This window comes from Flavobacterium artemisiae (assembly GCF_042678225.1).
In the GTDB taxonomy this organism is placed as follows: domain Bacteria; phylum Bacteroidota; class Bacteroidia; order Flavobacteriales; family Flavobacteriaceae; genus Flavobacterium; species Flavobacterium artemisiae.
Genome location: NZ_JBHUDZ010000001.1, coordinates 269,275 through 290,364, shown reverse-complemented (window position 1 = coordinate 290,364; position 21,090 = coordinate 269,275). Strand labels below are relative to the sequence as shown.

General features: G+C 33.9%; 19 protein-coding genes. 2 read left to right on the top strand and 17 right to left on the bottom strand.

The window, feature by feature from the left end; all coding sequences use genetic code 11:
• Positions 1–3: 3 nt before the first annotated feature.
• A complete protein-coding gene (locus ACFSC2_RS01310) occupies positions 4–1,473 on the top strand; it encodes a nicotinate phosphoribosyltransferase (protein WP_379817446.1) in 1,470 nt (489 codons plus the stop codon).
• A 402-nt stretch (positions 1,474–1,875) separates the two neighbouring features.
• Here ACFSC2_RS01310 and nadD read toward each other — a convergent pair whose 3' ends face one another.
• The 4 genes from nadD to ACFSC2_RS01290 form a co-directional block, all read right to left on the bottom strand.
• Positions 1,876–2,457, bottom strand: coding sequence for a nicotinate (nicotinamide) nucleotide adenylyltransferase (gene nadD, locus ACFSC2_RS01305; protein WP_379817445.1), 582 nt, complete (start codon positions 2,455–2,457; stop codon positions 1,876–1,878).
• Between the two features lie 109 nt (positions 2,458–2,566).
• A complete protein-coding gene (gene gmk / locus ACFSC2_RS01300; RefSeq protein WP_379817444.1) occupies positions 2,567–3,139 on the bottom strand; it encodes a guanylate kinase in 573 nt (190 codons plus the stop codon).
• Positions 3,140–3,196: 57 nt separating this feature from the next.
• A complete protein-coding gene (locus ACFSC2_RS01295; RefSeq protein ID WP_379817443.1) occupies positions 3,197–4,057 on the bottom strand; it encodes a YicC/YloC family endoribonuclease in 861 nt (286 codons plus the stop codon).
• A gap of 207 nt (positions 4,058–4,264) precedes the next feature.
• Positions 4,265–4,615: an arsenate reductase family protein gene (locus tag ACFSC2_RS01290; RefSeq protein WP_379817442.1), complete on the bottom strand. Its 351-nt coding sequence runs from the start codon at positions 4,613–4,615 to the stop codon at positions 4,265–4,267.
• Positions 4,616–4,693: 78 nt separating this feature from the next.
• Between ACFSC2_RS01290 and ACFSC2_RS01285 the strand changes: the two genes are divergently transcribed.
• On the top strand, positions 4,694–5,149 hold the full coding sequence (locus tag ACFSC2_RS01285; protein WP_379817441.1) for a DinB family protein: 456 nt from the start codon (positions 4,694–4,696) through the stop codon (positions 5,147–5,149).
• A 29-nt stretch (positions 5,150–5,178) separates the two neighbouring features.
• On the opposite strand, the gene ACFSC2_RS01280 is transcribed toward ACFSC2_RS01285, so the two are convergent.
• From ACFSC2_RS01280 to ACFSC2_RS01220, 13 genes are all read right to left on the bottom strand, one after another.
• The gene (locus tag ACFSC2_RS01280) at positions 5,179–5,670 is read right to left on the bottom strand and encodes a septal ring lytic transglycosylase RlpA family protein (protein WP_379817440.1); all 492 of its coding nucleotides are present in this window, start codon (positions 5,668–5,670) and stop codon (positions 5,179–5,181) included.
• A 90-nt stretch (positions 5,671–5,760) separates the two neighbouring features.
• Positions 5,761–6,183, bottom strand: a complete 423-nt coding sequence (locus ACFSC2_RS01275) for a hypothetical protein (protein ID WP_379817439.1) — start codon at positions 6,181–6,183, stop codon at positions 5,761–5,763.
• A 107-nt stretch (positions 6,184–6,290) separates the two neighbouring features.
• On the bottom strand, positions 6,291–9,068 hold the full coding sequence (locus tag ACFSC2_RS01270; RefSeq protein WP_379817438.1) for a TonB-dependent receptor: 2,778 nt from the start codon (positions 9,066–9,068) through the stop codon (positions 6,291–6,293).
• Positions 9,069–9,389: 321 nt separating this feature from the next.
• Complete coding sequence (gene pgi / locus ACFSC2_RS01265) at positions 9,390–11,033, bottom strand: glucose-6-phosphate isomerase (protein ID WP_379817437.1); 1,644 nt, start codon at positions 11,031–11,033, stop codon at positions 9,390–9,392.
• A 107-nt stretch (positions 11,034–11,140) separates the two neighbouring features.
• Complete coding sequence (locus ACFSC2_RS01260) at positions 11,141–11,479, bottom strand: hypothetical protein (protein WP_379817436.1); 339 nt, start codon at positions 11,477–11,479, stop codon at positions 11,141–11,143.
• Between the two features lie 43 nt (positions 11,480–11,522).
• Entirely contained in the window at positions 11,523–12,143 is a 621-nt protein-coding gene (locus ACFSC2_RS01255) for a hypothetical protein (RefSeq protein WP_379817435.1), read from the bottom strand.
• A 32-nt stretch (positions 12,144–12,175) separates the two neighbouring features.
• On the bottom strand, positions 12,176–13,399 hold the full coding sequence (locus ACFSC2_RS01250; protein WP_379817434.1) for a peptidoglycan DD-metalloendopeptidase family protein: 1,224 nt from the start codon (positions 13,397–13,399) through the stop codon (positions 12,176–12,178).
• A 25-nt stretch (positions 13,400–13,424) separates the two neighbouring features.
• Positions 13,425–14,366 (bottom strand): tryptophan 2,3-dioxygenase family protein, encoded by a 942-nt coding sequence (locus tag ACFSC2_RS01245; RefSeq protein ID WP_379817433.1) that lies wholly within the window; start codon positions 14,364–14,366, stop codon positions 13,425–13,427.
• Positions 14,366–15,136: a DUF3108 domain-containing protein gene (locus ACFSC2_RS01240; RefSeq protein WP_379817432.1), complete on the bottom strand. Its 771-nt coding sequence runs from the start codon at positions 15,134–15,136 to the stop codon at positions 14,366–14,368. The genes ACFSC2_RS01245 and ACFSC2_RS01240 overlap by 1 nt, the downstream gene beginning before the upstream one ends.
• Positions 15,137–15,434: 298 nt before the next feature.
• The gene (hppD, locus tag ACFSC2_RS01235) at positions 15,435–16,595 is read right to left on the bottom strand and encodes a 4-hydroxyphenylpyruvate dioxygenase (protein WP_379817431.1); all 1,161 of its coding nucleotides are present in this window, start codon (positions 16,593–16,595) and stop codon (positions 15,435–15,437) included.
• Between the two features lie 179 nt (positions 16,596–16,774).
• Positions 16,775–17,932 (bottom strand): homogentisate 1,2-dioxygenase, encoded by a 1,158-nt coding sequence (locus ACFSC2_RS01230; RefSeq protein ID WP_379817430.1) that lies wholly within the window; start codon positions 17,930–17,932, stop codon positions 16,775–16,777.
• Positions 17,933–18,218: 286 nt separating this feature from the next.
• Positions 18,219–20,513: a patatin-like phospholipase family protein gene (locus ACFSC2_RS01225; protein ID WP_379817429.1), complete on the bottom strand. Its 2,295-nt coding sequence runs from the start codon at positions 20,511–20,513 to the stop codon at positions 18,219–18,221.
• A gap of 75 nt (positions 20,514–20,588) precedes the next feature.
• Positions 20,589–21,089: an XAC2610-related protein gene (locus tag ACFSC2_RS01220; protein WP_379817428.1), complete on the bottom strand. Its 501-nt coding sequence runs from the start codon at positions 21,087–21,089 to the stop codon at positions 20,589–20,591.
• Position 21,090 lies beyond the last annotated feature (1 nt).

Here is a 21,090-nt window from a genome sequence, read left to right as displayed (position 1 = left end):
TATATGAACCCACTATTATTAACCGATGGTTACAAAGTTGACCACAGAAGACAATATCCAGACGGAACAACATTAGTATATTCTAACTGGACACCAAGAAAATCTCGTATAGAAGAAGTTGATGAAGTAATCTTTTTCGGATTGCAGTATTTCATCAAAAAATATATCATTCATGATTTTGAAGAGTCTTTCTTCAAAAAACCGAAACAAGAAGTTACTAAAAAATATGCCCGAAGAATCAATAATTATTTAGGCGAAAATTTAGTTGGAATCAAACATATCGAAGATTTACACGATCTTGGATATATTCCGATGGTATTTAAAGCATTGCCAGAAGGAGCAAGCGTTCCGTTAAGAGTGCCAATGTTTACGATGTACAATACGATTCCAGAATTTTTCTGGCTGACGAATTATTTCGAAACGTTACTTTCTGCGGTGGTTTGGCTGCCTTGTAACTCAGCAACAATTGCAAAAGAGTATAGAAAAGTATTGGATAAATTTGCAGCAGAAACTTCTTCTGTTCCAGAATTTGTAGACTGGCAGGCGCATGATTTCTCAATGAGAGGAATGGGCGGCATCGAAGCAGCTTTGACTTCTGCAGCTGGACATTTGTTGAGTTTTACAGGATCAGATACGATTCCAGCAATTGATTTCTTAGAAGAATATTACAATGCCAATTCAGATCAGGAGTTAGTTGCAGGTTCAGTTGCCGCAACAGAACATTCTGTAATGTGTATGGGAACGACAGAAGGCGAGTACGAAACTTTTAAAAGATTAATTACAGAAGTTTATCCAAAAGGAATTGTTTCTATCGTTTCTGATACTTGGGATTTGTGGAAAGTTTTAACCGATTATCTTCCAAGATTAAAAGACGCTATCGTTTCTAGAGAAGGTAAAGTTGTTATTCGTCCTGACAGCGGTGATCCGATTTTAATAATCTGTGGTAATCCTGACGGAAAAACAGAACAAGAAAGAAAAGGTGTGATCGAATTGCTTTGGGATGTTTTTGGCGGAACTACAAACGATAAAGGATTTAAAGAATTAGTTCCTCAGATTGGAGCAATTTATGGAGATAGTATTACCGTAGCAAGAGCAACTCAAATCTGTGAAAAATTAAAAGCGAAAGGTTTTGCTTCTACAAACGTGGTTTTAGGAATTGGATCTTTTACTTATCAATATAACACTCGTGATACTTTTGGTTTTGCAATGAAAGCAACTTACGGAGAAGTAAATGGAGAAGGAAGAGCCATCTTCAAAGATCCAATTACAGATGACGGAACTAAAAAATCGGCTAAAGGATTAATGAAAATCGATCTAATCGACGGGAAGTATCATTTAACAGATAATGTTTCTTGGGAAGAAGAAAAACAAGGCGAATTGAAGGAAGTTTTCAGAGACGGAAAACTTTTAGTTGATCAATCGCTAAGTGAAATCAGAACAAGAGTAAAAAGCGACGTTAGTATTGAAGCTTAATTTGCAATAAGTCCCAGAGGGACGACATATTTATAGCATTTTATAAAGTGTCAACAATAAAAAGCCCCGTAGGGGTGATATATCGCTCCGCTGGAGCTTTGTATTATGCACTGTTTTTTTGCTATAAATATTTAGCGCCGCTGGCGCTGTTTGAGGAAATATCTCTGATAAAATAGTAAAGCCTGAATTTTAAATTCAGGCTTTTTTATGATTTGTTTTTTCGCCCTGTTTGTCATTCCTGACAAGATTGTGTATCATCTTGTGATGAATTACCTCCAGTTTTAACTAGAGGTAAATATTGATGTTTTTAAATTGGCTTTAGCCAAAATCGAATTATTTGCTAAAGCCATTTATTGCTGAAAATTAAAAACCTCCAGCTAAAGCAGGAGGCAATTCATTTTTTTACTTCTTATAAAAATTATTATGATCAATATATTCCCAGACTTTTGGAGGAAGTAGAGGTTGAATATTTTTACCTTCTTTAATATTATTTCGAATAAAAGTCGAAGAAATCTCTACAATTGGCGCATCAATCACATGAATTTTTGGATGTGATTTCAATTCCACATTTTCGGGTTCATCAGAAATTCTCGGATAAACATAAATATCATGATTTTCAAGAATCACCTCGTAGTTTTTCCATTTATGAAGCGTTTTCAGATTGTCTTCGCCCATAATTAACGAAAACTCATGGTTTGGATATTTCTCCTGTAAATGAGCGAGAGTGATTACCGTATAGCTTGGTTGAGGTAATTTAAACTCAATATCCGATGGTTTTATCTTCGGATAATCTTCTGTTGCCAGAAAAACCATTTCCAGTCGCTGATGATCGTCTAAAAGCGTTGATTTTTTCTTCAATGGATTATGTGGCGTAACCACCATCCAGATCTGATCTAAACCGGCATATTCTGCCATGTGATTGGCAATAATCAAATGACCGACATGAATTGGGTTATATGTGCCGAAATAAAGACCTATTTTCATTTTTTATTGTTTCGCAGAGAGGCGCTAAGATAACACAAAGATTCGCAAAGTTTTATTTCAACTTGGCGAATCTTTGCGTTTTTTCTTTGAGAATCTCTGTGTAATAAAATTACTTGCTTATGAAATCTTTTACCAATTGATGTGCTTCTTCTAGAGCAACTGGTAAATCATAATTTTTGATAATCACATCAAATTGCGGTGCTGTAGCCAATTCAACCGAAGCTTTTGCGATACGCATATTGATTTTGTCTTCACTTTCTGTAGAACGTTGTTTTAATCTGCGTTTTAATTCGTCAACACTTGGTGGTTTTACGAAAACTGCTAAAGTTTCTTCTGGAAATTTATGTTTAATACGAAGACCGCCAACTACGTCAATATCAAAAATGACATTTTTTCCTAAAGCCCAGATTCTTTCAATTTCCGATTTTAAAGTACCGTAAAAGTTGTCGCGGTACACTTCTTCCCATTCCAGGAAATCTTCTGCTTTAATATGTTTTTTGAATTCTTCCAACGAAATGAAATAATAATCCTTTCCGTGAATTTCTTCACCACGTGGCGCACGTGATGCTGCCGAAATCGAAAATTCAAGATTTAAATCTTCCTGACCTAATAAATGTTTTACGATAGTTGTTTTTCCCGATCCCGAAGGTGCCGAAAAAACAATTAGTTTTCCTTTGTTCATTATTGTATGCTTTAGGCTTTTAGCAGTATGCTTAGAGCTTTAATTTTATGTGGGGTATTACAAGACGTTTAGTACCTGTTCCTTAATCTTCTCCAATTCATCCTTCATCATCACCACCAATTTCTGCATTTGAGCGTGATTCGATTTCGAACCCATAGTATTAATTTCGCGTCCCATTTCTTGAGTAATAAATCCAAGTTTACGTCCGTTAGCTTCAGAGCCGTTTAAAGTTTCAAGAAAATAATCCAAATGATTTCCTAAACGAACTTTTTCTTCTGTGATATCTAATTTCTCTAAATAATAGATTAATTCCTGCTCAAATCGATTTTCGTCAACGTTTACCTGTAATTCAGAAATCGCAGTTTGTAAACGATCTTTAATAGCTTGAATGCGTTCTGGATCAAGTGCCAATGTATCATTCATATATTGGCGGATATTTCCAATTCGTAAGTTGAATTCCTTTTCAAGAGATTGTCCTTCGTCTTTTCTGAAATTAAGAATGTTCTGCAGCGCATCGTTAATAATGACCTGAATTTGTTCCCAGTCATTTTCGTCAATTTCTTCGCGTTCAGTTTTTAAAGTGTCTGGCATACGAACGGCCATTTTCATTAATTCCGTTTCATCTGCGTCAGCATAAACTTCTCTCAATTGCGCGATATAAGCCTTTACAACAGGTACATTTACTTTTGTTGAAGTCTGTTCAGCCGTGTTTTCAATATAAATGGCAAAATCAATTTTTCCTCTTTCAAGTTTTGTCGAGATTTGCGTTCGTAAGCCTAATTCCATTTCACGGTAAACCGATGGCATTCTTACGTTTAAATCTAAACCTTTACTGTTTAAGGATTTTACTTCGACTGTAATCTTTTTTGTAGGCAGTTGCAAAGAAGCTTTGCCAAACCCTGTCATAGATTGTATCATATAATTGAGTATAAAGGCGCAAAGATACTAAAAAACTTTACAGTCAGAGTTTCTAGTTGCTTAGAGCCTAATATTTAGAAAGATTTTTTGGGCGTTCCCTTCGGTCGGGCTATTCGTTCCAATCTTTTTTTGAGCAGAAAAAGCTCAAAAAAAGGATTTCAACTACTATCCCTAACGTATCAGAATCCAAGAGAATGTTTAGTGGAATTATTTTTCTAAAGCTTTAATAACTTCAGCAACATTTTTTTGGCTGTTGCCGATGTAAATTTTTCCATCAATAATAAAAACCGGACGGCTTAGAAAAGTGTAGTGCTCTAAAATGTACTTTTTAAAATCAGCTTCAGTCAAAGATTGGTCTTTCAATCCCATTGATTTGTACAATTGCGCCTTTCTGCTGAACAACGCTTCATAACTTCCTGCTAATTTGTGCATTTCTTCCAGTTGTTCTTCCGTAATCGGATCTTGTCTGATGTCTTGAAAAACCAAATTGTTTTCAGGAAGACTTTTTATGATTTTTCTGCAGGTATCACAAGATGCCAAATAGTATATTTTGTCCATGATTTTTGAATTGAATTAGATTACAAAGAAAATCCATTTGAAATTGAAAAATGACTAATTTTAGAAAAAAAATAAACTATGAACCCAATTTTTGAAGTACAAAAAACAATTAGAGAAATTCTGTTAAAGATTTTAGACAGCCATTCATTAGAACAATTAAACAAAATTCCGGAAGGATTTAATAATAATATTATTTGGAATATCGCGCATTGTGTTGCGGCGCAGCAAACTTTAGTTTACAAATTGTCAGGTCTTCCTACGATGGTTACCGAAGAATTTATTTCAAAATACCGCAAAGGAACAAAACCAGAGGGAGATGTTTCGCAAGAAGAAGTAAACGAAGTAAGAAACTTGCTTTCAGAAACATTCGAGAAAACCAAAAATGATTTCGAAAGCGGTCTTTTTGTTGATTATAATGAATATACAACCAGTATGGGATTTACACTGCGAAATGTACATGATGCTTTAAACTTCAATAACTATCACGAAGGAATTCATACTGGAATTATAATGACTTTGAGAAAGTTAGTTTAAATAAAAAATCCCGCTTTAAGCGGGATTTTTTATTCTATTATAGTTTCAAGAGTAACTTTCATAGCACCGGCACCTTTATTTTTGGTGATTTCCATAAAAGCTCTTTTTGAAAGATCGATTTCTCGCGTTTTTACAAATGGCCCGCGATCGGTTATTTTTACAATTACAAATTTTCCGTTGGCTTCATTGGTCACTTTTACTCTTGTTCCAAAAGGAAGTTTTTTGTGTGCCGCAGTATATTTGCTGTTGTTGAATCTGCTTCCGTTAGCTGTCTTTCTTCCATTAAACTTGTCGGAATAATAAGAGGCGTGAGCATTCTTTTTGTACGCTTTTAACTTTAAACCTTTATCTGTAAATACCGAGTCTGTAGGTAATGCGATAATGTTAGGTTTTACATTTTTTACTGTGTCCTGAATAATTTTGGGCTCAGTTGTAGGTTTGGTTTGGCTAATAACGTAGGTAAAGCCGCTAAGTAGGGTTAAGGCAATAGTGGCGAATAAGATGTTTTTTTTGTTTCTCATGGGTTATTTTTTTTCAGACTTGGGGGAGTTTGTACAAATAATATGCCGAGATAAAAAAAGCCCTGTACGAGGGCTTTTAATTGGTATTTTTTAGAACCAAAGGTTCCAAGGAATTCTACTTAAAATAAGCAATAAACCTAATCCGTAAAATATAGCAAAGGTTTTGAATTTAGCTTCGCTATTGATTAATTTTTTATGTTTAGACCATCCGATTGTAATAAGAACGATGGCGATAAGATTAATTAGTGGATGTTCTAATGAAGTTAATCTCAATTCTGCATTTGACATTTGTCCAAAAGCTGCTTTTCCTAATGGAGAAACAAAATATAAAATCAGACCAATCAATAATTGTGTATGCGTTCCGATTAAAGCAAATAAAGCAATTTTACGATCTTTAGCAGTAAAGTCTTTTTTTGACGTAAAACCGATGATGGCATTTACAACCGCGACAAGCAAAAGCAGTAAAGCTACATAAGCCCATCCGGAGTGAAATTTTTGTAGAAAATTATACATAAACCTTGTTTTTTGTTTAAAAACAAATATAACAAAAAGGACCAAAAAAAAACGGCATTAAACTTAAAAGTCAATGCCGTTTTTATTATTTATTTAGAATCTAAATATTAGAAATCGTAACGTAGTGCGAAGTTCCAAGTTCTACCGAAACCAAAGTATACTTGGTTTGTAGTAGCAATACCTTTGTATGTTGGAACAGTTGGAACATCAGCTGCAAAAATATTTGTTTTTGCTTCAGCAATGTAAGTGTAATCAAAAACGTTGTTTACGTTTAATCTGAAACCTACTGAGTTGTCTTTGTTTTTACCAACTAACCATTTGTAAGATAATCCAGCATCAGCTGTACCGTAAGATGGTAATTGTAATGAACCTCTGTTAGTTGCAGATGTAAAGTTTCCTGGAGAAATTGCAGCGTATAATTTGTCATTATAGTTGTAGTTTGCATCAACAGTAAAATGTGGTAAAATCTCGTAAACGGCACCTAAAGCAGCTGTAGTTTGAGCAGCATCTCCAACTCTTACACCGTCAAGGTATAATGTGATAGGAGTTCCTCCACCGATAGCATTGTTTCCTGAGTCGTAACGGTTACTTGTACTTGTTCCTTCATATTTCCAATCTCCGATAGAAAACATTCCAGTAAGAGTAAGTTTGTCAAGTAATCTAGCAGTAGCGTCAAATTCGATACCTGAGTGGATTTCTGTAATTCCAGCGAAATCAAAGTAGCCTCCAGGGTTGTCAGCAGCTCCGTCATTTTGTCTTTGGTATCTGTCTTTCCATGAAGTACGGTAGAAGTTTAAGTTTGCAGTAAACATTTGTGTACGTAAACCATATCCAGCTTCAATACCGAAGATTTTCTCATTTGTTAAATTACCATTTACTAATGAAGCGTTGTTTGGGTAAACAGCGTTAAAGAAAGGTTGTTTTGAGTAATATCCTGAGTTAACAAAAACGTTGTGATGCTCGTTGATGTTGTAGTTAACACCACCTTTAACATTACCACCTAAGATGTTTTCGTAATCTGTACTTGCCAATGGAGTTCCTGCTTGATATTTGAAATAATCAACTCTTTTGAATCCTTGTTGAGAAAGTGCACCTTGAACGAATGCAGTAAATTTATCTGTAGAGTACTCTAATTGAGTAAATCCACCATACCATCTTACATCACCATCATTGTTGAAGTTGATTTTTTCTTCTTTGTCAGTATTTTTAAATACATTCCAAGGAGCGTATGTAGAATATGTATTGTATAAAGTTCTATTTGGGTTGTTAACATCAAAATTATCAATGTAAGCATCTGCTCCTAAAAGGTTGTTTACATTTTGATAGTGAAGACCTTTGTATCCTCTTACATCAACTCCAAGATCCCAAGTTAAGTGATCAGAGAATTTTTTGTTGAAGTTAACAATTGCTCCATACCAGTTGTGAGAGTTAACAGATGAAATTTGAGAAATACCTGAAGTATTGTTGAAAACATATGGAGAAGTTGCTGTTCCTGATCCAGTTCTTCCTGTATTAGAACTGTTCTGGAATTGACCAGTTGCACCATTTGTTGCACGAGTATTGTTTACGTTGTTAAATCTGATAACTTCGTTACCTGTATTCCAACGAACGATTTTATCATAATCAACTAAACCATCTGCTGTTCTAAATACAGCACTAGTATAATTATTGTTTCCAGCACCACCAGCACCTCTAGATCCTCCTCCACGTCCGAAAGATACGTAACCTACAGTAGATAGTTTTGAAGTTTCGTTAATGTTCCAATCATAGTTTAATGAAACAACTGGCTTGTGGTAGTAGTTTCTAACCATGTTAAACTCCTGTCCATTTTTATAACCCCAATCAGAGTTGTATTTGATGTTTGGATCAGATACTGAACCATATTGTTGATACTGTGCAATAGTGATGAACGTTGATCTTTGATCGTGCCATTGTGGAGCACCAGTAACTGTAAATTGAAAATCGTGTTTGTTGTTTTTTGTAGTATAACCAAGAGCTACATAGTAGTTATCTCCGTTAAAAGCTGTTCCGTCAACATAACCGTCACCTTGTGTATGGCTGTATAAAACAGAAGCAGAGAAACCGCTGTCTAATTTTCCAGTGTTATAAGCAACATTCGATTTGAAGAAGTTATCGTTACCAAAAGAAGTACCAACTGTACCACCTTGTTTCAAATCAGAAGCTTTTGTTACGTAGTTCATAGTACCCCCAACAGAAGCAATAGCTAATTTTGAAGATCCTAAACCTCTTTGTACTTGTATGAAAGAAGTAACATCAGATAAACCTGCCCAGTTACTCCAGTAAACAGCTCCGTTTTCCATGTCATTAACCGGCATACCGTTTACCATTACAGCAACGTTATTTTGGCTAAATCCACGAACTGTAATTCTTGAATCTCCAAATCCACCACCAGATTTAGTTACATAAACAGATGGAGTGCTTTTTAGCATTTCAGGAAGTTCTTGGTTTCCTAATTTTGCCTGAATTTCAGCAGCTTTAATTGTAGATACAGCAACAGGTGTTTTTCTGTCTTTCGCGATATCTACAGTTGTACTCTTAACCACAATTTCTGATAATTCATTAGAATTTGAAGTTAAAACAATGTTTCCTAGGTTTGTAGAGCCTGAAACAGAAAATTTAACTGTTTTTGTTTCAAAACCTAAGAATGAAATTACCAATTCGCCAGTAGCGCTTGGTGAGTCGATAGTAAATTTACCATCAAAGTCTGAAGAAGTAGCAACTGATGAGCCTTTTACAACTACATTTGCTCCTGGTAATGAACCTACACCGTCGGTAATAGTACCACTAACTTTTCCTTGAGAAAATACGGTTGAAACTATCATAAAAAATAGTCCAGTAAGTAACCAATTTTTCATTTTCGTCATTTGTCTTTATTGTTTATTGTTTTTGGCAAAATTATAACAATTAAATCAGATAATGTTATCGAAATGTTAAGAAAAATCAGTTTTGTCTTTTGTGCTGCGTATTAAAATGATTTTTTGATTTTTCTTTATAAAAAATAATAGTTATTTGAATTTAAATCGATATTTTTTGTTAAAAACGCAACAATTTACTTGGTATTGTAGTCTAAAAGTGGCAAAAACGACTATTTTTGAGGTGTAGAGTAAGTTTTTTATACGAAAAAACGCCTTAATTTTTGGTAAATCAAGGCGTTTGAGTTTATTAAGATGTTTTTTTATTAACCTTTATTTGTTTTTCAAAAAATGATTTAACAAAAATGAAGTTGAACTGTCGTGATTTTTTACTGTTTTAGAATTGATTTCGTCTAAAATCGAATTTGCCAGTTGTTTTCCTAATTCAACTCCCCATTGGTCAAAACTGAAAATATTCCAGATTACACCTTGAACAAAAATTTTGTGTTCATATAGTGCAATTAACGAACCAAGGCTTTTTGGAGTTAATTTTTGAATCAAAATTGTGTTTGTTGGTTTGTTTCCTGTGAAAACTTTAAATGGTTTTAAGTAATCTGCTTTATCTGCAGCGAGACCTTGTTTATCAAATTCTGCCTGAACTTGTTCTGCAGTTTTACCGTTTAATAAAGCTTCAGTCTGAGCAAAGAAGTTCGACATTAATTTGTCGTGATGATCTTCATTTCCGTATAAAGGCTTAACAAATCCAACAAAATCTGTCGGGATCAATTTTGTTCCCTGGTGAATTAACTGAAAAAAAGCGTGTTGCGAATTCGTTCCTGGTTCTCCCCAGATAATAGTTCCGGTTTGGTAGTTTACAGGTTTTCCGTCACGTCCAACACTTTTTCCGTTACTTTCCATAAATGCTTGCTGCAAGTAAGGAGCTAATTTGTGTAAATACTGTGTATATGGGATCAAAGCTTCACTTTCGGCACCATAAAAATTATTGTACCAAACGCTTAATAAAGCCAAAATTACAGGAATGTTTTGGTCGAATTCGGCTGATTTAAAATGCTCATCCATTTCGTAAGCACCATTCAATAAATCATTATAATTATCAAAACCAACTGCCAAAGCGATACTTAAACCAACCGCACTCCAAAGAGAAAATCTTCCTCCAACCCAATCCCACATTGGGAAAACATTGTTTGGATTGATTCCGAATTCAGTTACTTTCTGGATATTTGTAGAAACTGCTACGAAATGTTTTGCGATATCTTCTTGTGAAGCCGATTTTAAAAACCATTCTTTAATCGTTTCAGAATTCGATAGTGTTTCTTGCGTTGTAAAAGTTTTAGAAACAATAACAAATAAAGTAGTTTCAGGATTTAGTTTTTTAATTACTTCATTAACATGATCACCGTCAACGTTTGAAACGAAATGTGTATTTAAGTGATTTTTATAAAATTGTAAAGCCTCAACAGCCATAACTGGACCAAGGTCAGAACCACCGATTCCGATATTTACGATATCAGTAAAAGCTTTTCCTGTAAAACCTTTTCTTTCTCCAGAAATTACTTCCTGAGTAAAACCTTTGATTTTGTTTTTTACTTCATAAACTTCCGGAATTACATTTTCTCCGTCTACTTTAATCACAGCAGATTCTGGAGCTCTTAAAGCAGTATGTAAAACAGCGCGGTTTTCAGTTTGGTTAATTAATGCTCCTCCGAAATATTGAGCAATCGAATCTTTCAATCCAATTGAATTTGCTAATTCTAATAAAAGCGAAATAGTTTCTTGACTAATATTATTTTTAGAATAATCTACTAAAAAGTCATTCCATTGCAGGTTAAATTTTGCTGCACGGTCATTATCTTGTTGAAACAATTCTTGTAAAGTGGTTTGGTGAATTGCGTTGTAATGGTTTTGCAGATTTTTCCACGCTTCAGTCCCAGTTGGGTTGGTTGTGTTTAAAGCCATTTTTATATATAATTGAGTTTGTTTTCTGAAAACACAAAAATACTGAAATAACTTTTAAAAGGAGAGAGGTTCACGATTATATAACAATTAGTTACGAAAACGTTTTATCAATTCTTAGTTTTACTTTTTGTTGTGATCAATATAGCGCCATCATTCTCTTTTTCATTATATATTATTCGGCTGCTATTTTTGTTCAAGAAACCTAAGTTGAGAATGTCAGATTTTTTAATTGGTAAAACGACTGTGTCTTTTTCTTTGTTGTATTTAAAAGGAATTCCATTAATAACAATCAACGGAGATTTATCAATTAGATTTTGTTCAAAGACATTGTTTATAAATTTGGCTGCAAAATATTTATTTTCTTCTGTATCATCTAAAACAAAGGTTTTCGGATTGGTGCATCTCGCTCCTGCTGCTAAAAGTAATAAAAATAGAAGATGTTTCATTAGAAGGTAATTTTTGAAATATTGTTTTAAAAACTAATTTAGCTTACCAAATCTTCCACCAAGGTTTTTTATTGATATGAATAATTTTATTTTCTGTATCCACTTCTATTCTTTTTAACTCTTCGATTTTAATTTTAGAATCATCAAAAAATAATTCGCCAGCCTCACTCATTCCGATAGGAGATTTTGTTCTTTGTTTCCAGTCCTCTGTTTGTAATTCTGATATTACAGCTGTGTCAACTTTGTCTTTAAATTTTTTTCTGGCTTTTTCTGTGATTTCTTCTTCAAGATTTGAAGTTGAGTTTTTGAAAAGCGAAATGGCATTATCTGGAATATTCAAAAGAAAGATTTGTGTCTTGTTTCCAATTTTTTGAATGTCTAAAACCTTAAAATAAGCAATTGAATCTAAAAGAAAATGACCAATTTTTGCTGAGTCAGGATTGAATTTTGAAATGTCTTTTGCATGAGCGCTTGCAATTAGATATCTAAAGTTGCCCGAAATTCCTCCGCCAATCGAACTCATATCAGTAAAACCTCTTTCTTGAATGATCTGCCCAATTTTATAATTCGAAATTAAATTTTCAGGCAAATCAGTATCTCTGTAAAATAACTTTAAACCTGAAAAAGTTTCATGATACATGGTTTTAAGACGTTCATTCTTCATGACTTTCAATTCAAAAGATTTTAAAAATGGATTTACAAATTCCCGATACTATCCAATTCTCTTTTTAAAGGTTCAATGTGTGCCATGTAAAGAGTTCTGTCGTTTCCTGTTAAAGATTCTCCAGTTGGGAGATTTAAGCGAAGTGCATCAACCTGAACGCCGTTTTTCCAAAAACGGTAACAAACGTGCGGACCAGAAGCTAAACCTGTACTTCCGACTAAACCAATAGTTTGACCTTGCGTAACGCGTTGTCCACGACGAACCAAGATTTTAGACATATGTAAATATTGAGTAGAGTAGGTGCCGTTGTGTTTTACTTTAACAAAGTTTCCGTTTCCTGCGGTATAGCCAGTCGCTTCTACAATTCCAGAAGCAGTGGTAGAAATAGGAGTTCCCGTTGGCGCGGCATAATCTGTTCCTTTATGTGCTTTCCAGGTATGTTGTACCGGGTGAAATCTATTCATCGTAAATCGTGAAGTGATTCGGCTGAATTTAATTGGAGTTTTTAAGAAGAAGTTTTTCAGTGTTTTCCCTTCGTCATCGTAATATTCTACTTTTCCAGAAGTGGTGTCTTTTGCATACGGAAACGCGTAGACGATTTTGCCTTTATATTCAAAAAATGCGGCTTCAAGTTCTTCAACGCCGTCATAAGTTTTTCCGTTAATAAATCTTTCTGTGAAAATTAAGCCGTAACGATCGCCTTTTTTAAGTTTAAAGAAGTCAATAGACCAAGAAAATACTTTTGTAATTCTGCTTGCAAGCGCAGCTTCTACACTTTCGTTTCCTAAAGTTTCAGATAATGAACTTTTTAAAACGCCTCCAATTATTTTTCGCTTAAGCGTAACTGGTTTTATTTTTTTATAAGCTTTTGCAATACTATCTCTTAAATCGATAACATAATAAGTAAGTGCGTCTGGCTGATAGATAAAAGCTTGTAAATTGTTGGTTTTGTTTTTAGCGCGAAGCAATGTAAAAGGTTTATTGTATCGAATCGATCTTACATTAAAAGAGTCTTTTACTTGTTCTACAATATCGTGTACTTTTTTGTCTCCAATGTTTTGGCTTTGAAGAATAGATCCAAAAGAATCACCTTTAGAGATTGTATCATTAACAACATTAAAGTCTGCGTAATTAAAACCGAATTCTACTTTTTTGGTTTTTGGTTTAGTGATTTTGGTTTCGACTTTTTCTTCTGTTTTATTATTACATGAGAAAATCGAAAACAAGACAATTAAAATTACGACTGCTTTTTTCAAACTTTTTAAATTTTTTGTGGAGGAATTAGACGGTGGTTTCATTTCCCCAATTGGACAATTCTTCTTCGGTCCACAATTTAGGAAAAAAGATGCGTCTTTGGTATTTTGGATGCATATATTTTTGCCAGTCACTGCCACCAGTCGCTTCACCATTTCCTTTTCCGCTTTCTAAAATATATTTTCTCGCAGTATTTAAATGCTGCATTACCCAAGTAATATTTACTGTTTTGTCGTAATGACGCATGGCATCAATAAGAGCTGTATTTTGTTGGTCTTCAATTGGTAATTGTGTGAATTTCTTCCAAATATTTTTCGTTTTAAACGATGACATTTGTCTTAAAAATTGCTCTTTGTATTTTTTTTCAAACTCATTAAGCAAATAAGATTTTTCTCCTGTGTGATAATCTTTTCCTGCTGCCTGCCAATATAAATGTTCGAATGAAGTTTCGAGATCAGTATTTTCATCAAAACCATCTTTGTATCTTCTGTCGGTTAAGTTGATAACATCCGTCGATGCAAATTCGATTAATCTATATTGAGCACTCTGAAAACCACTCGCAGGGGTCAAAGTATTTCTGAATTTCATGTATTGGTCGACTTCCATACCGTTTTCCATAATGCTGAACGAGTTGGTAAGCATGTCAAAATATCTAGTAATTCTGGATAATCTTTCGCTGAAAAAATCAACCTGAATATTTTCGGTATCAGCAATCTGATCAATTTCCCACAGAATCATTTTGAAGATTAATTCATTAACTTGATGGTACATGATAAAAACCATTTCGTCAGGAAGCGTAGTGCGCTGAATTTGTAAATTTAAAAGTGCATCGGTCTGAATATAATCCCAATAAGTAATTGGTTTTGCCCAAAGCAGTCCTTCTAATTGAACATCAGTTTTTTGATTTATGGCTTGAAATTTTAGATCAATTTCTTTTAAAATTGCTTCAGAATTATCTGTAGGGTTCATTATTTTTTTACTTTAAGTGGACTTTGTAATCCTTTATATTCGTCGAGATCTGCTTTTAAAGATCCGACTGCTAAATCTGCCTTAATTCTAATGGGAACTTTGTTGACATCATCTGTAATCCAGAGTGTTAAACTTTCATCTTCTTTAAAGACTCTTCCTTTTTGAACAGAAGGTTTAAAGACCATTGTGTTAACCGATCCAAATTTAGTTGTAATATTTTGACGACCTATATATTTTAACTTAAATTTTGTGATTTCGTCATCAAAAAACATGTCAATAACTATAGATTCTCCAGACTTGAGTCTATCTATGTTTGGGTGGTTCCTCAAATAATAAAAAGAGGAAACAATATCTTGTACATTTTCAGTAACCACGATCGTTTTTTCTGATTTTCGTTTATAGTCTTTTACCAAAACTCGATTTTCGTTTTGATCAAAAAAGCCTTCTTGATTTTTGGTATAACCGCCTTCATCAATTTTTCGAACATAACGATACGGGTTACCGCTTTCTTTGTCAAAATAACTTTCGTATAAATCTTCAACTTTAAAAAAGAATTTAGACATTCCCGTTGTATATCCTTTACCGACAGCGTGATACACTTTTTTGTTGTTGATTGTAGCGTCTTTAATTTCAAGAGTTGCGTAACCCGCGTTGACGATGCCGTAGTGAATTCTAAATTTAAAGAATTCACCAGTATCAAATGCTTCCCCTTTGAAGGAATCGAAACTAAATGAAGTGAGAACAAGTATGGTGAGGATGATTTTTTTCATAGTACAATTTTTACATATCATTATAAAGATAAATAAATGCAAATTTTATTCCAAATGTACCAAAACAAAAAAACTCAGTCAAAGATGACTGAGTTTTTATGCTATTAACTAACCAAAAAACTATAAATTATGAAATTTATATCAATTAGGAAGGAAACCACCCCTTCCCGATTTGCGAGTGCAAAGATAGATAGAAAGTTCAAAAATCAAATAGCCAAAGTCAAGTTTAACATAACATTTGCAAAAAAAGCATCGTTTTTTAGAGAATTATGCTGTTTTGTATATGAAAATTAACATTTTACAATGTTCCTCGCAATTCTTGCTCTCTTTCGATAGACTCAAAAAGTGCTTTAAAGTTACCTGCACCGAATCCTTTTGCACCCATTCTTTGAATGATTTCAAAGAAAAGCGTCGGACGATCCTGAACTGGCTTTGTAAAAATTTGCAAAAGATATCCATCTTCATCAGCATCAACCATAATGGCAAGTTTCTCAATTTCATTAATGTCTTCTTTCATCATATCCATGTGAACGCCCAATCTTTCTGGAATTGCTTGGTAATAAGTATGAGGAGGAGCTGATAAAAATTCAACACCGCGAGCTCTTAGCTGTGATACTGTTTTAATAATATCATCTGTAGCAATTGCGATATGCTGAATGCCAGGTCCGCCATAGAAATCTAAATATTCTTCAATTTGAGATTTTTTCTTTCCTTCGGCCGGTTCGTTGATTGGGAATTTAATTCTTCCGTTTCCATTAGACATTACTTTACTCATCAAAGCAGAATATTCTGTAGTGATTTGTTTGTCATCAAAAGATAGAAAATTGACAAATCCCATAACTTCTTCATAGAATTTTACCCAAGTATTCATTTCATTCCAACCCACATTTCCAACCATGTGATCGATATATTTTAATCCAGTTGGTTCAGGATTGTAATCAGATTTCCATTCTTTATAGCCTGGAAGGAAAACTCCGCTGTAATTTTTTCTTTCTACAAAAATATGAACGGTTTCTCCATAAGTATAAATTCCAGAACGAACTACTTGACCAAATTCATCTTCTTCAACAGTAGGTTCCATAAAAGAACGTGCGCCGCGTTTCATAGTTTCTTCGTAAGATTTTGTAGCATCTTCAACCCAAAGAGCGGCTACTTTTACTCCGTCACCATGTTTTTTCAAATGTTCATTGATTGGAGAATCTGCAGTTAAAGGCGTTGTCAAAACAATTCTAATTTTGTCCTGCTTCAAAACATAAGAGGCTTTGTCTTTTACTCCAGTTTCTAATCCGGCGTAAGCTAATGATTGATATCCGAAAGCTGTTTTATAATAATGTGCAGATTGTTTGGCATTTCCAACATAGAATTCTACATAATCTGTTCCTAATAACGGAAGGAAATCTTGTGCTCCTTCGAATATTTTCTCTAATCCGTATTCTACTGATTTTACTTCTTTTGACATGATGTTTATTTGTTTTAATCGGATAATCGTTTAATTGATTATCGAACTGTTAGTGTTGTGTTTGAATTTGTTTTTTAACCGCAAAGACGCAAAGGTAAAAGACGCAAGGTTCGCAAAGTTTTTCATAGCGATCTTTGCGTAAAATCCTTGCGAACTTTGCGGTTAGATCGAAAGTGAAATTACTCCGTCCAGGATTTATAGTACTGACCATCATCCAATCCCATAGCTTCTTCAGTAACCATTAATGGACGGAAAGTATCCACCATAACAGCCAATTCCTGGGTTTCTTTGTGACCAATGCTTCGTTCCATTGCTCCTGGCGCCGGTCCGTGTGGAATTCCTTTTGGATGTAAAGTGATGTGACCTTGTTCAATATTATTACGGCTCATAAAATCGCCATCTACATAATATAGTACTTCGTCAGAATCTATATTGCTGTGATTGTATGGCGCCGGAATGGCTTTCGGATGATAATCGTAAAGTCTAGGACAGAAAGAGCAAACGACAAAAGTAGCCGTTTCAAAAGTTTGATGCACAGGAGGCGGTTGGTGAACACGCCCTGTTATAGGCTCGAAATTGTGAATTGAAAATCCGTATGGGAAATTGTAGCCGTCCCAGCCCACAACGTCAAACGGATGTGTAGCGTAAACCACTTCATGCATCATGCCTTCTTTTTTGATTTTAATTAAAAAATCGCCTTTTTCGTCATGTGTTTCCAATTCGTTCGGGAGAATAAAATCACGCTCGCAAAATGGAGAATGTTCTAAATGCTGACCCGATTGGTTTTTATAACGTTTTGGAGTGTAAAAAGGAGCATACGATTCGACATAAAATAATCGGTTGTCTTCTGTTTCGAAATCAATTTGGTAAATAATTCCGCGGGGAATAATTAGATAATCGCCATATTCAAAAGGAATATTTCCTAACATCGTGCGCAGTTTTCCTTTTCCTCTATGAATGAAAAGCATTTCGTCTGCGTCGGCATTTTTGTAGAAATAATTTCGAAGCGATTCTTTCGGCGCCGCCAAACCAATGATACAGTCTTTGTTGACCAACATGGCTTTTCGGCTGTCCAAAAAGTCGTTTTCAGGTTTTAATTCAAAACCTTTAAATAATAATGATTTTATGTTTTTTCCGATTGCGATTTTAGGCTCAACCGAATAAGAATTTAAAATTTCTTTGACCTGTGTTGGTCTATGAACATGATAAGATAACGACGAATGTCCATGAAAACCTTCGGTTCCAAACAATTGTTCGTAATAAAAACCGCCGTTAGGTTTTTCGAATTGGGTGTGTCGTTTTTGCGGAAAGTCTCCGAGTTTGTGATATAATGGCATGGCTTTTCAATTAGATAATTTATAAATTAGATAATTAGAAAATGTAAATTGTGAACAGATAATCAGCTCATTTTCTAAGTTGGCTAATTATTCAATTCGATAGCATTACTCCGGGTTTCTCTTTATGAGAAATTGAAGATACTCCAATAAACCTGTCCATTTTGTTTTCATTACAACAAATATCGTAATTTTTATTAATTAAAATTATAAATCACATTTTTTTAGCATTAATTTATTTTTAAATATTTTGTTTTAACGCTAAAATGGTACGAAAAATAATTCTTTCTTAAAATAAGAAACCAATGCTAAACCAAGTAAAACTTCTAGACATTTCTGGCGACCAAGATTGTTTTATTTCGATAGGACCAATTATAGTTTCAAGTCCGTAACCAACTGCATAACCAGTATATTTTGGCATCGAAACCCAATCTACGCTAGAGAAAATGTTGTCTCCTAAATTGGCAAAATTAGCAGAAACATTAATGTGGTTCTTTTTCAGAATTTCGTAGTCGAGCGTAATTCCGGCTTTTATAAAACTATTTCCAGCAATGCTCAAAAAGTCGTAACCGTAAAAATAATTAAAGTTGTTTATTTTACTGTAGCCGTAACCTCCTAAGATGTAATCAAAAAATGGCACACTGTTGTTTCCAAATGTAAAACCTGCGTCAGCATCGAATTTAAATGTGGCTTTTCTAAATAATTTGTTGACAACAGAAAGTTCTGCTTTTGCCATCGAAAAAGATTTAAAGGTATTGGTATAATCCGATGATGCCAAATACGTCTGAAGATCGGTGGAAAAATATACTCCAGAACTTGGGTAATATTTTTCATCTAAAGAATCGTATTTTAAATAAGCAAACGCACTGAAATAACTGCTTTTGTCAATAATATTTTCTTCGTTTGCCAACGTCGGCGAGTTTATTTTCAAATATTTATATTCTAAACCGCCTCCCATCAAAAACTTTTGGACAAAAATGGTCTGAAAATAAGCTTGATTGTTAATATCCATAAAGTCGACATTGATCAAGTTTACGCCAGGATTTTCACCAACTAGATTACTCAAACTTGTAGTTACATTTCGGTTAAACTGATTTAATCTTGAGCGGAAACCAAAACTGATATTAAATCCGTTTTCGACATAATAATTAAGATCATATCTAAAATTATCACCCAAAATAATGTCCAGAGAAGTAACATCATTTTTTAAAAATGTTTTTTTATGCGTAAGATTAACTAAAATACCGCTTTTGTAAAGTCCGTCATAGTGAAGGCCCAATTTTAAAAAGGTCTGAGTTGGATTTTCTTTTAAAACCAAATCCAAATCGTCATTAGCGCCATTGGGTTGTAAACAATACGAGATCGCACTAAAGTTCTGAGTGGCATCAAGATTATTGATTCCGGTTTTTAAATCATTATATGTAATAGTGCTTCCGCCTTTGAATCGTAATTTACCGCGAATGTATTCTTTTGTGTAATTATCTAGCCTGTCGGTATTAATTCTTTCGATTTTTAAGGTATCTGTGACAAGTTTAAGTTTCGGTTTTTTGTAAAATTCTGTTTCAGGAATTAGCGCTTTGATTTTTTCATAAACAGCAAACGCTGCTTCTTCTCCCTTTCGGATAATTTCTTCCCCTTTGTCAAAAGAAATAACACCATAATCACGAATATCTGGTTTAATATAAACGTCGGTATTCTTGATCTTATTTTTCATTTTATCAATTGACTGCAAATTGGTAATCTGAACCAAAATTCGCGTAGCATTTTTCAGGTTTTTTCTTTTCGCCAAATCATCCTGAACATCAACGCCAATGATGATATCTGCTCCAAGATTTCGAACTTCTTTGATGGGATAATTGTTTACAACACCGCCGTCAACCAATAAATTTCCGTCAATTTCTACGGGAGTAAATAAGGAAGGAAAAGCAGCACTCGCCATCATCGCCTGAACCAAATTTCCTTTATTAAGTAAAACTTCTTCGCCAGTTTCAATGTTAGTTCCTATACATAAAAAAGGAGTCGGCAGCTGATTGAAATCGCGAACATGACGAACATTTCTTGTCAGACTGCTCAATAAATTGTAATTGTACATTCCTTTAGAAAGTGCCTCGGGAATTCCGACTCTTAAATTGCTGAAAGGAAGAACAATCGCGTACAATTCGTCGTTGCGTTTTCCATAGAAGTTTTTAGAAGAACGCGGAATATAATCGTTTATTAATTCGTCGAAATTGGTTTTTTTGAAAATCGAATCTATCTGAGTAGCGTTGTAACCAGAAGCATAAAGTCCGCCGATGATAGAACCCATGCTTGTACCGCCGATGTAATCTATTTTAATTCCGGCTTCTTCTAAAACTTTTAAAACACCAATGTGAGCAAAACCTTTGGCGCCGCCACCACTTAAAACCAAACCTATTTTTGGTCTTTTTATACTGTCTTTTTTAATTTCTTGTGAAAAAGCATTTTGAGAAAACAAAATAAGAAATAGCAAAACATAACTATTTATGCTCCAAACGGATGTAGGAAATTTTAAAAGAAAAAATCCTTTTAACCAAGTATGTAAAATGGACTTCTGTTTTGGGCGCATAAATTAAGTAATTTGTTTTGTAAAAGTCGGAAATATTATTGAACTAGGTTGTCAATTTTCGTTTAATTACATTTATTATTTAACTAAAATTAGTTTTTTGTTTTTATCGAATTTCCAAACGTCAGTATGCCATCTTGCACCGCCTCTGCAGCTTGACGATAATGTCTTTTTGGTCTTGTCTACTTTTACATCACAAAACATATCGCATTTCGCATTAGAACTTTCAGGAAACTTTAAAAGCTCAAAATTTTTTGTTTTAGAATTGAAAATAAAAATTTGATAAATAGAGTAAACGCCCATTCCGTCATCTGAATGATAATAAGTAAAATCGGGATGACCGTCAAAATTATAATCAGCGGTTTCTAGATGCGATTCTTTTCCTGTTACAGAAGCTTCAATATTATTTATAATTTGAGTTTTTTTCGTTTGGGAATTTTTTATTTCTAATGTACTAAAATTATTTGCGAAATTTATTTCGACAGTACTTTGGTCTTTCTGTTTAAACGAAATTTTCGTTTGACTATTTGAAACAGTAAAACACAGTAAGAAACAAAGAAGTAAAAAGTGGTTTTGCACA

Bases quoted from the DNA above. Each gene is read 5' to 3' on its own strand.
- ACFSC2_RS01310 (WP_379817446.1), top strand. From the start codon at position 4: ATGAACCCACTATTATTAACCGATGGTTACAAAGTTGACCACAGAAGA.
- nadD (WP_379817445.1), bottom strand. From the start codon at position 2,457: ATGAAAATAGGTCTTTATTTCGGCACATATAACCCAATTCATGTCGGT.
- gmk (WP_379817444.1), bottom strand. From the start codon at position 3,139: ATGAACAAAGGAAAACTAATTGTTTTTTCGGCACCTTCGGGATCGGGA.
- ACFSC2_RS01295 (WP_379817443.1), bottom strand. From the start codon at position 4,057: ATGATACAATCTATGACAGGGTTTGGCAAAGCTTCTTTGCAACTGCCT.
- ACFSC2_RS01290 (WP_379817442.1), bottom strand. From the start codon at position 4,615: ATGGACAAAATATACTATTTGGCATCTTGTGATACCTGCAGAAAAATC.
- ACFSC2_RS01285 (WP_379817441.1), top strand. From the start codon at position 4,694: ATGAACCCAATTTTTGAAGTACAAAAAACAATTAGAGAAATTCTGTTA.
- ACFSC2_RS01280 (WP_379817440.1), bottom strand. From the start codon at position 5,670: ATGAGAAACAAAAAAAACATCTTATTCGCCACTATTGCCTTAACCCTA.
- ACFSC2_RS01275 (WP_379817439.1), bottom strand. From the start codon at position 6,183: ATGTATAATTTTCTACAAAAATTTCACTCCGGATGGGCTTATGTAGCT.
- ACFSC2_RS01270 (WP_379817438.1), bottom strand. From the start codon at position 9,068: ATGACGAAAATGAAAAATTGGTTACTTACTGGACTATTTTTTATGATA.
- pgi (WP_379817437.1), bottom strand. From the start codon at position 11,033: ATGGCTTTAAACACAACCAACCCAACTGGGACTGAAGCGTGGAAAAAT.
- ACFSC2_RS01260 (WP_379817436.1), bottom strand. From the start codon at position 11,479: ATGAAACATCTTCTATTTTTATTACTTTTAGCAGCAGGAGCGAGATGC.
- ACFSC2_RS01255 (WP_379817435.1), bottom strand. From the start codon at position 12,143: ATGAAGAATGAACGTCTTAAAACCATGTATCATGAAACTTTTTCAGGT.
- ACFSC2_RS01245 (WP_379817433.1), bottom strand. From the start codon at position 14,366: ATGAACCCTACAGATAATTCTGAAGCAATTTTAAAAGAAATTGATCTA.
- ACFSC2_RS01240 (WP_379817432.1), bottom strand. From the start codon at position 15,136: ATGAAAAAAATCATCCTCACCATACTTGTTCTCACTTCATTTAGTTTC.
- hppD (WP_379817431.1), bottom strand. From the start codon at position 16,595: ATGTCAAAAGAAGTAAAATCAGTAGAATACGGATTAGAGAAAATATTC.
- ACFSC2_RS01230 (WP_379817430.1), bottom strand. From the start codon at position 17,932: ATGCCATTATATCACAAACTCGGAGACTTTCCGCAAAAACGACACACC.
- ACFSC2_RS01225 (WP_379817429.1), bottom strand. From the start codon at position 20,513: ATGCGCCCAAAACAGAAGTCCATTTTACATACTTGGTTAAAAGGATTT.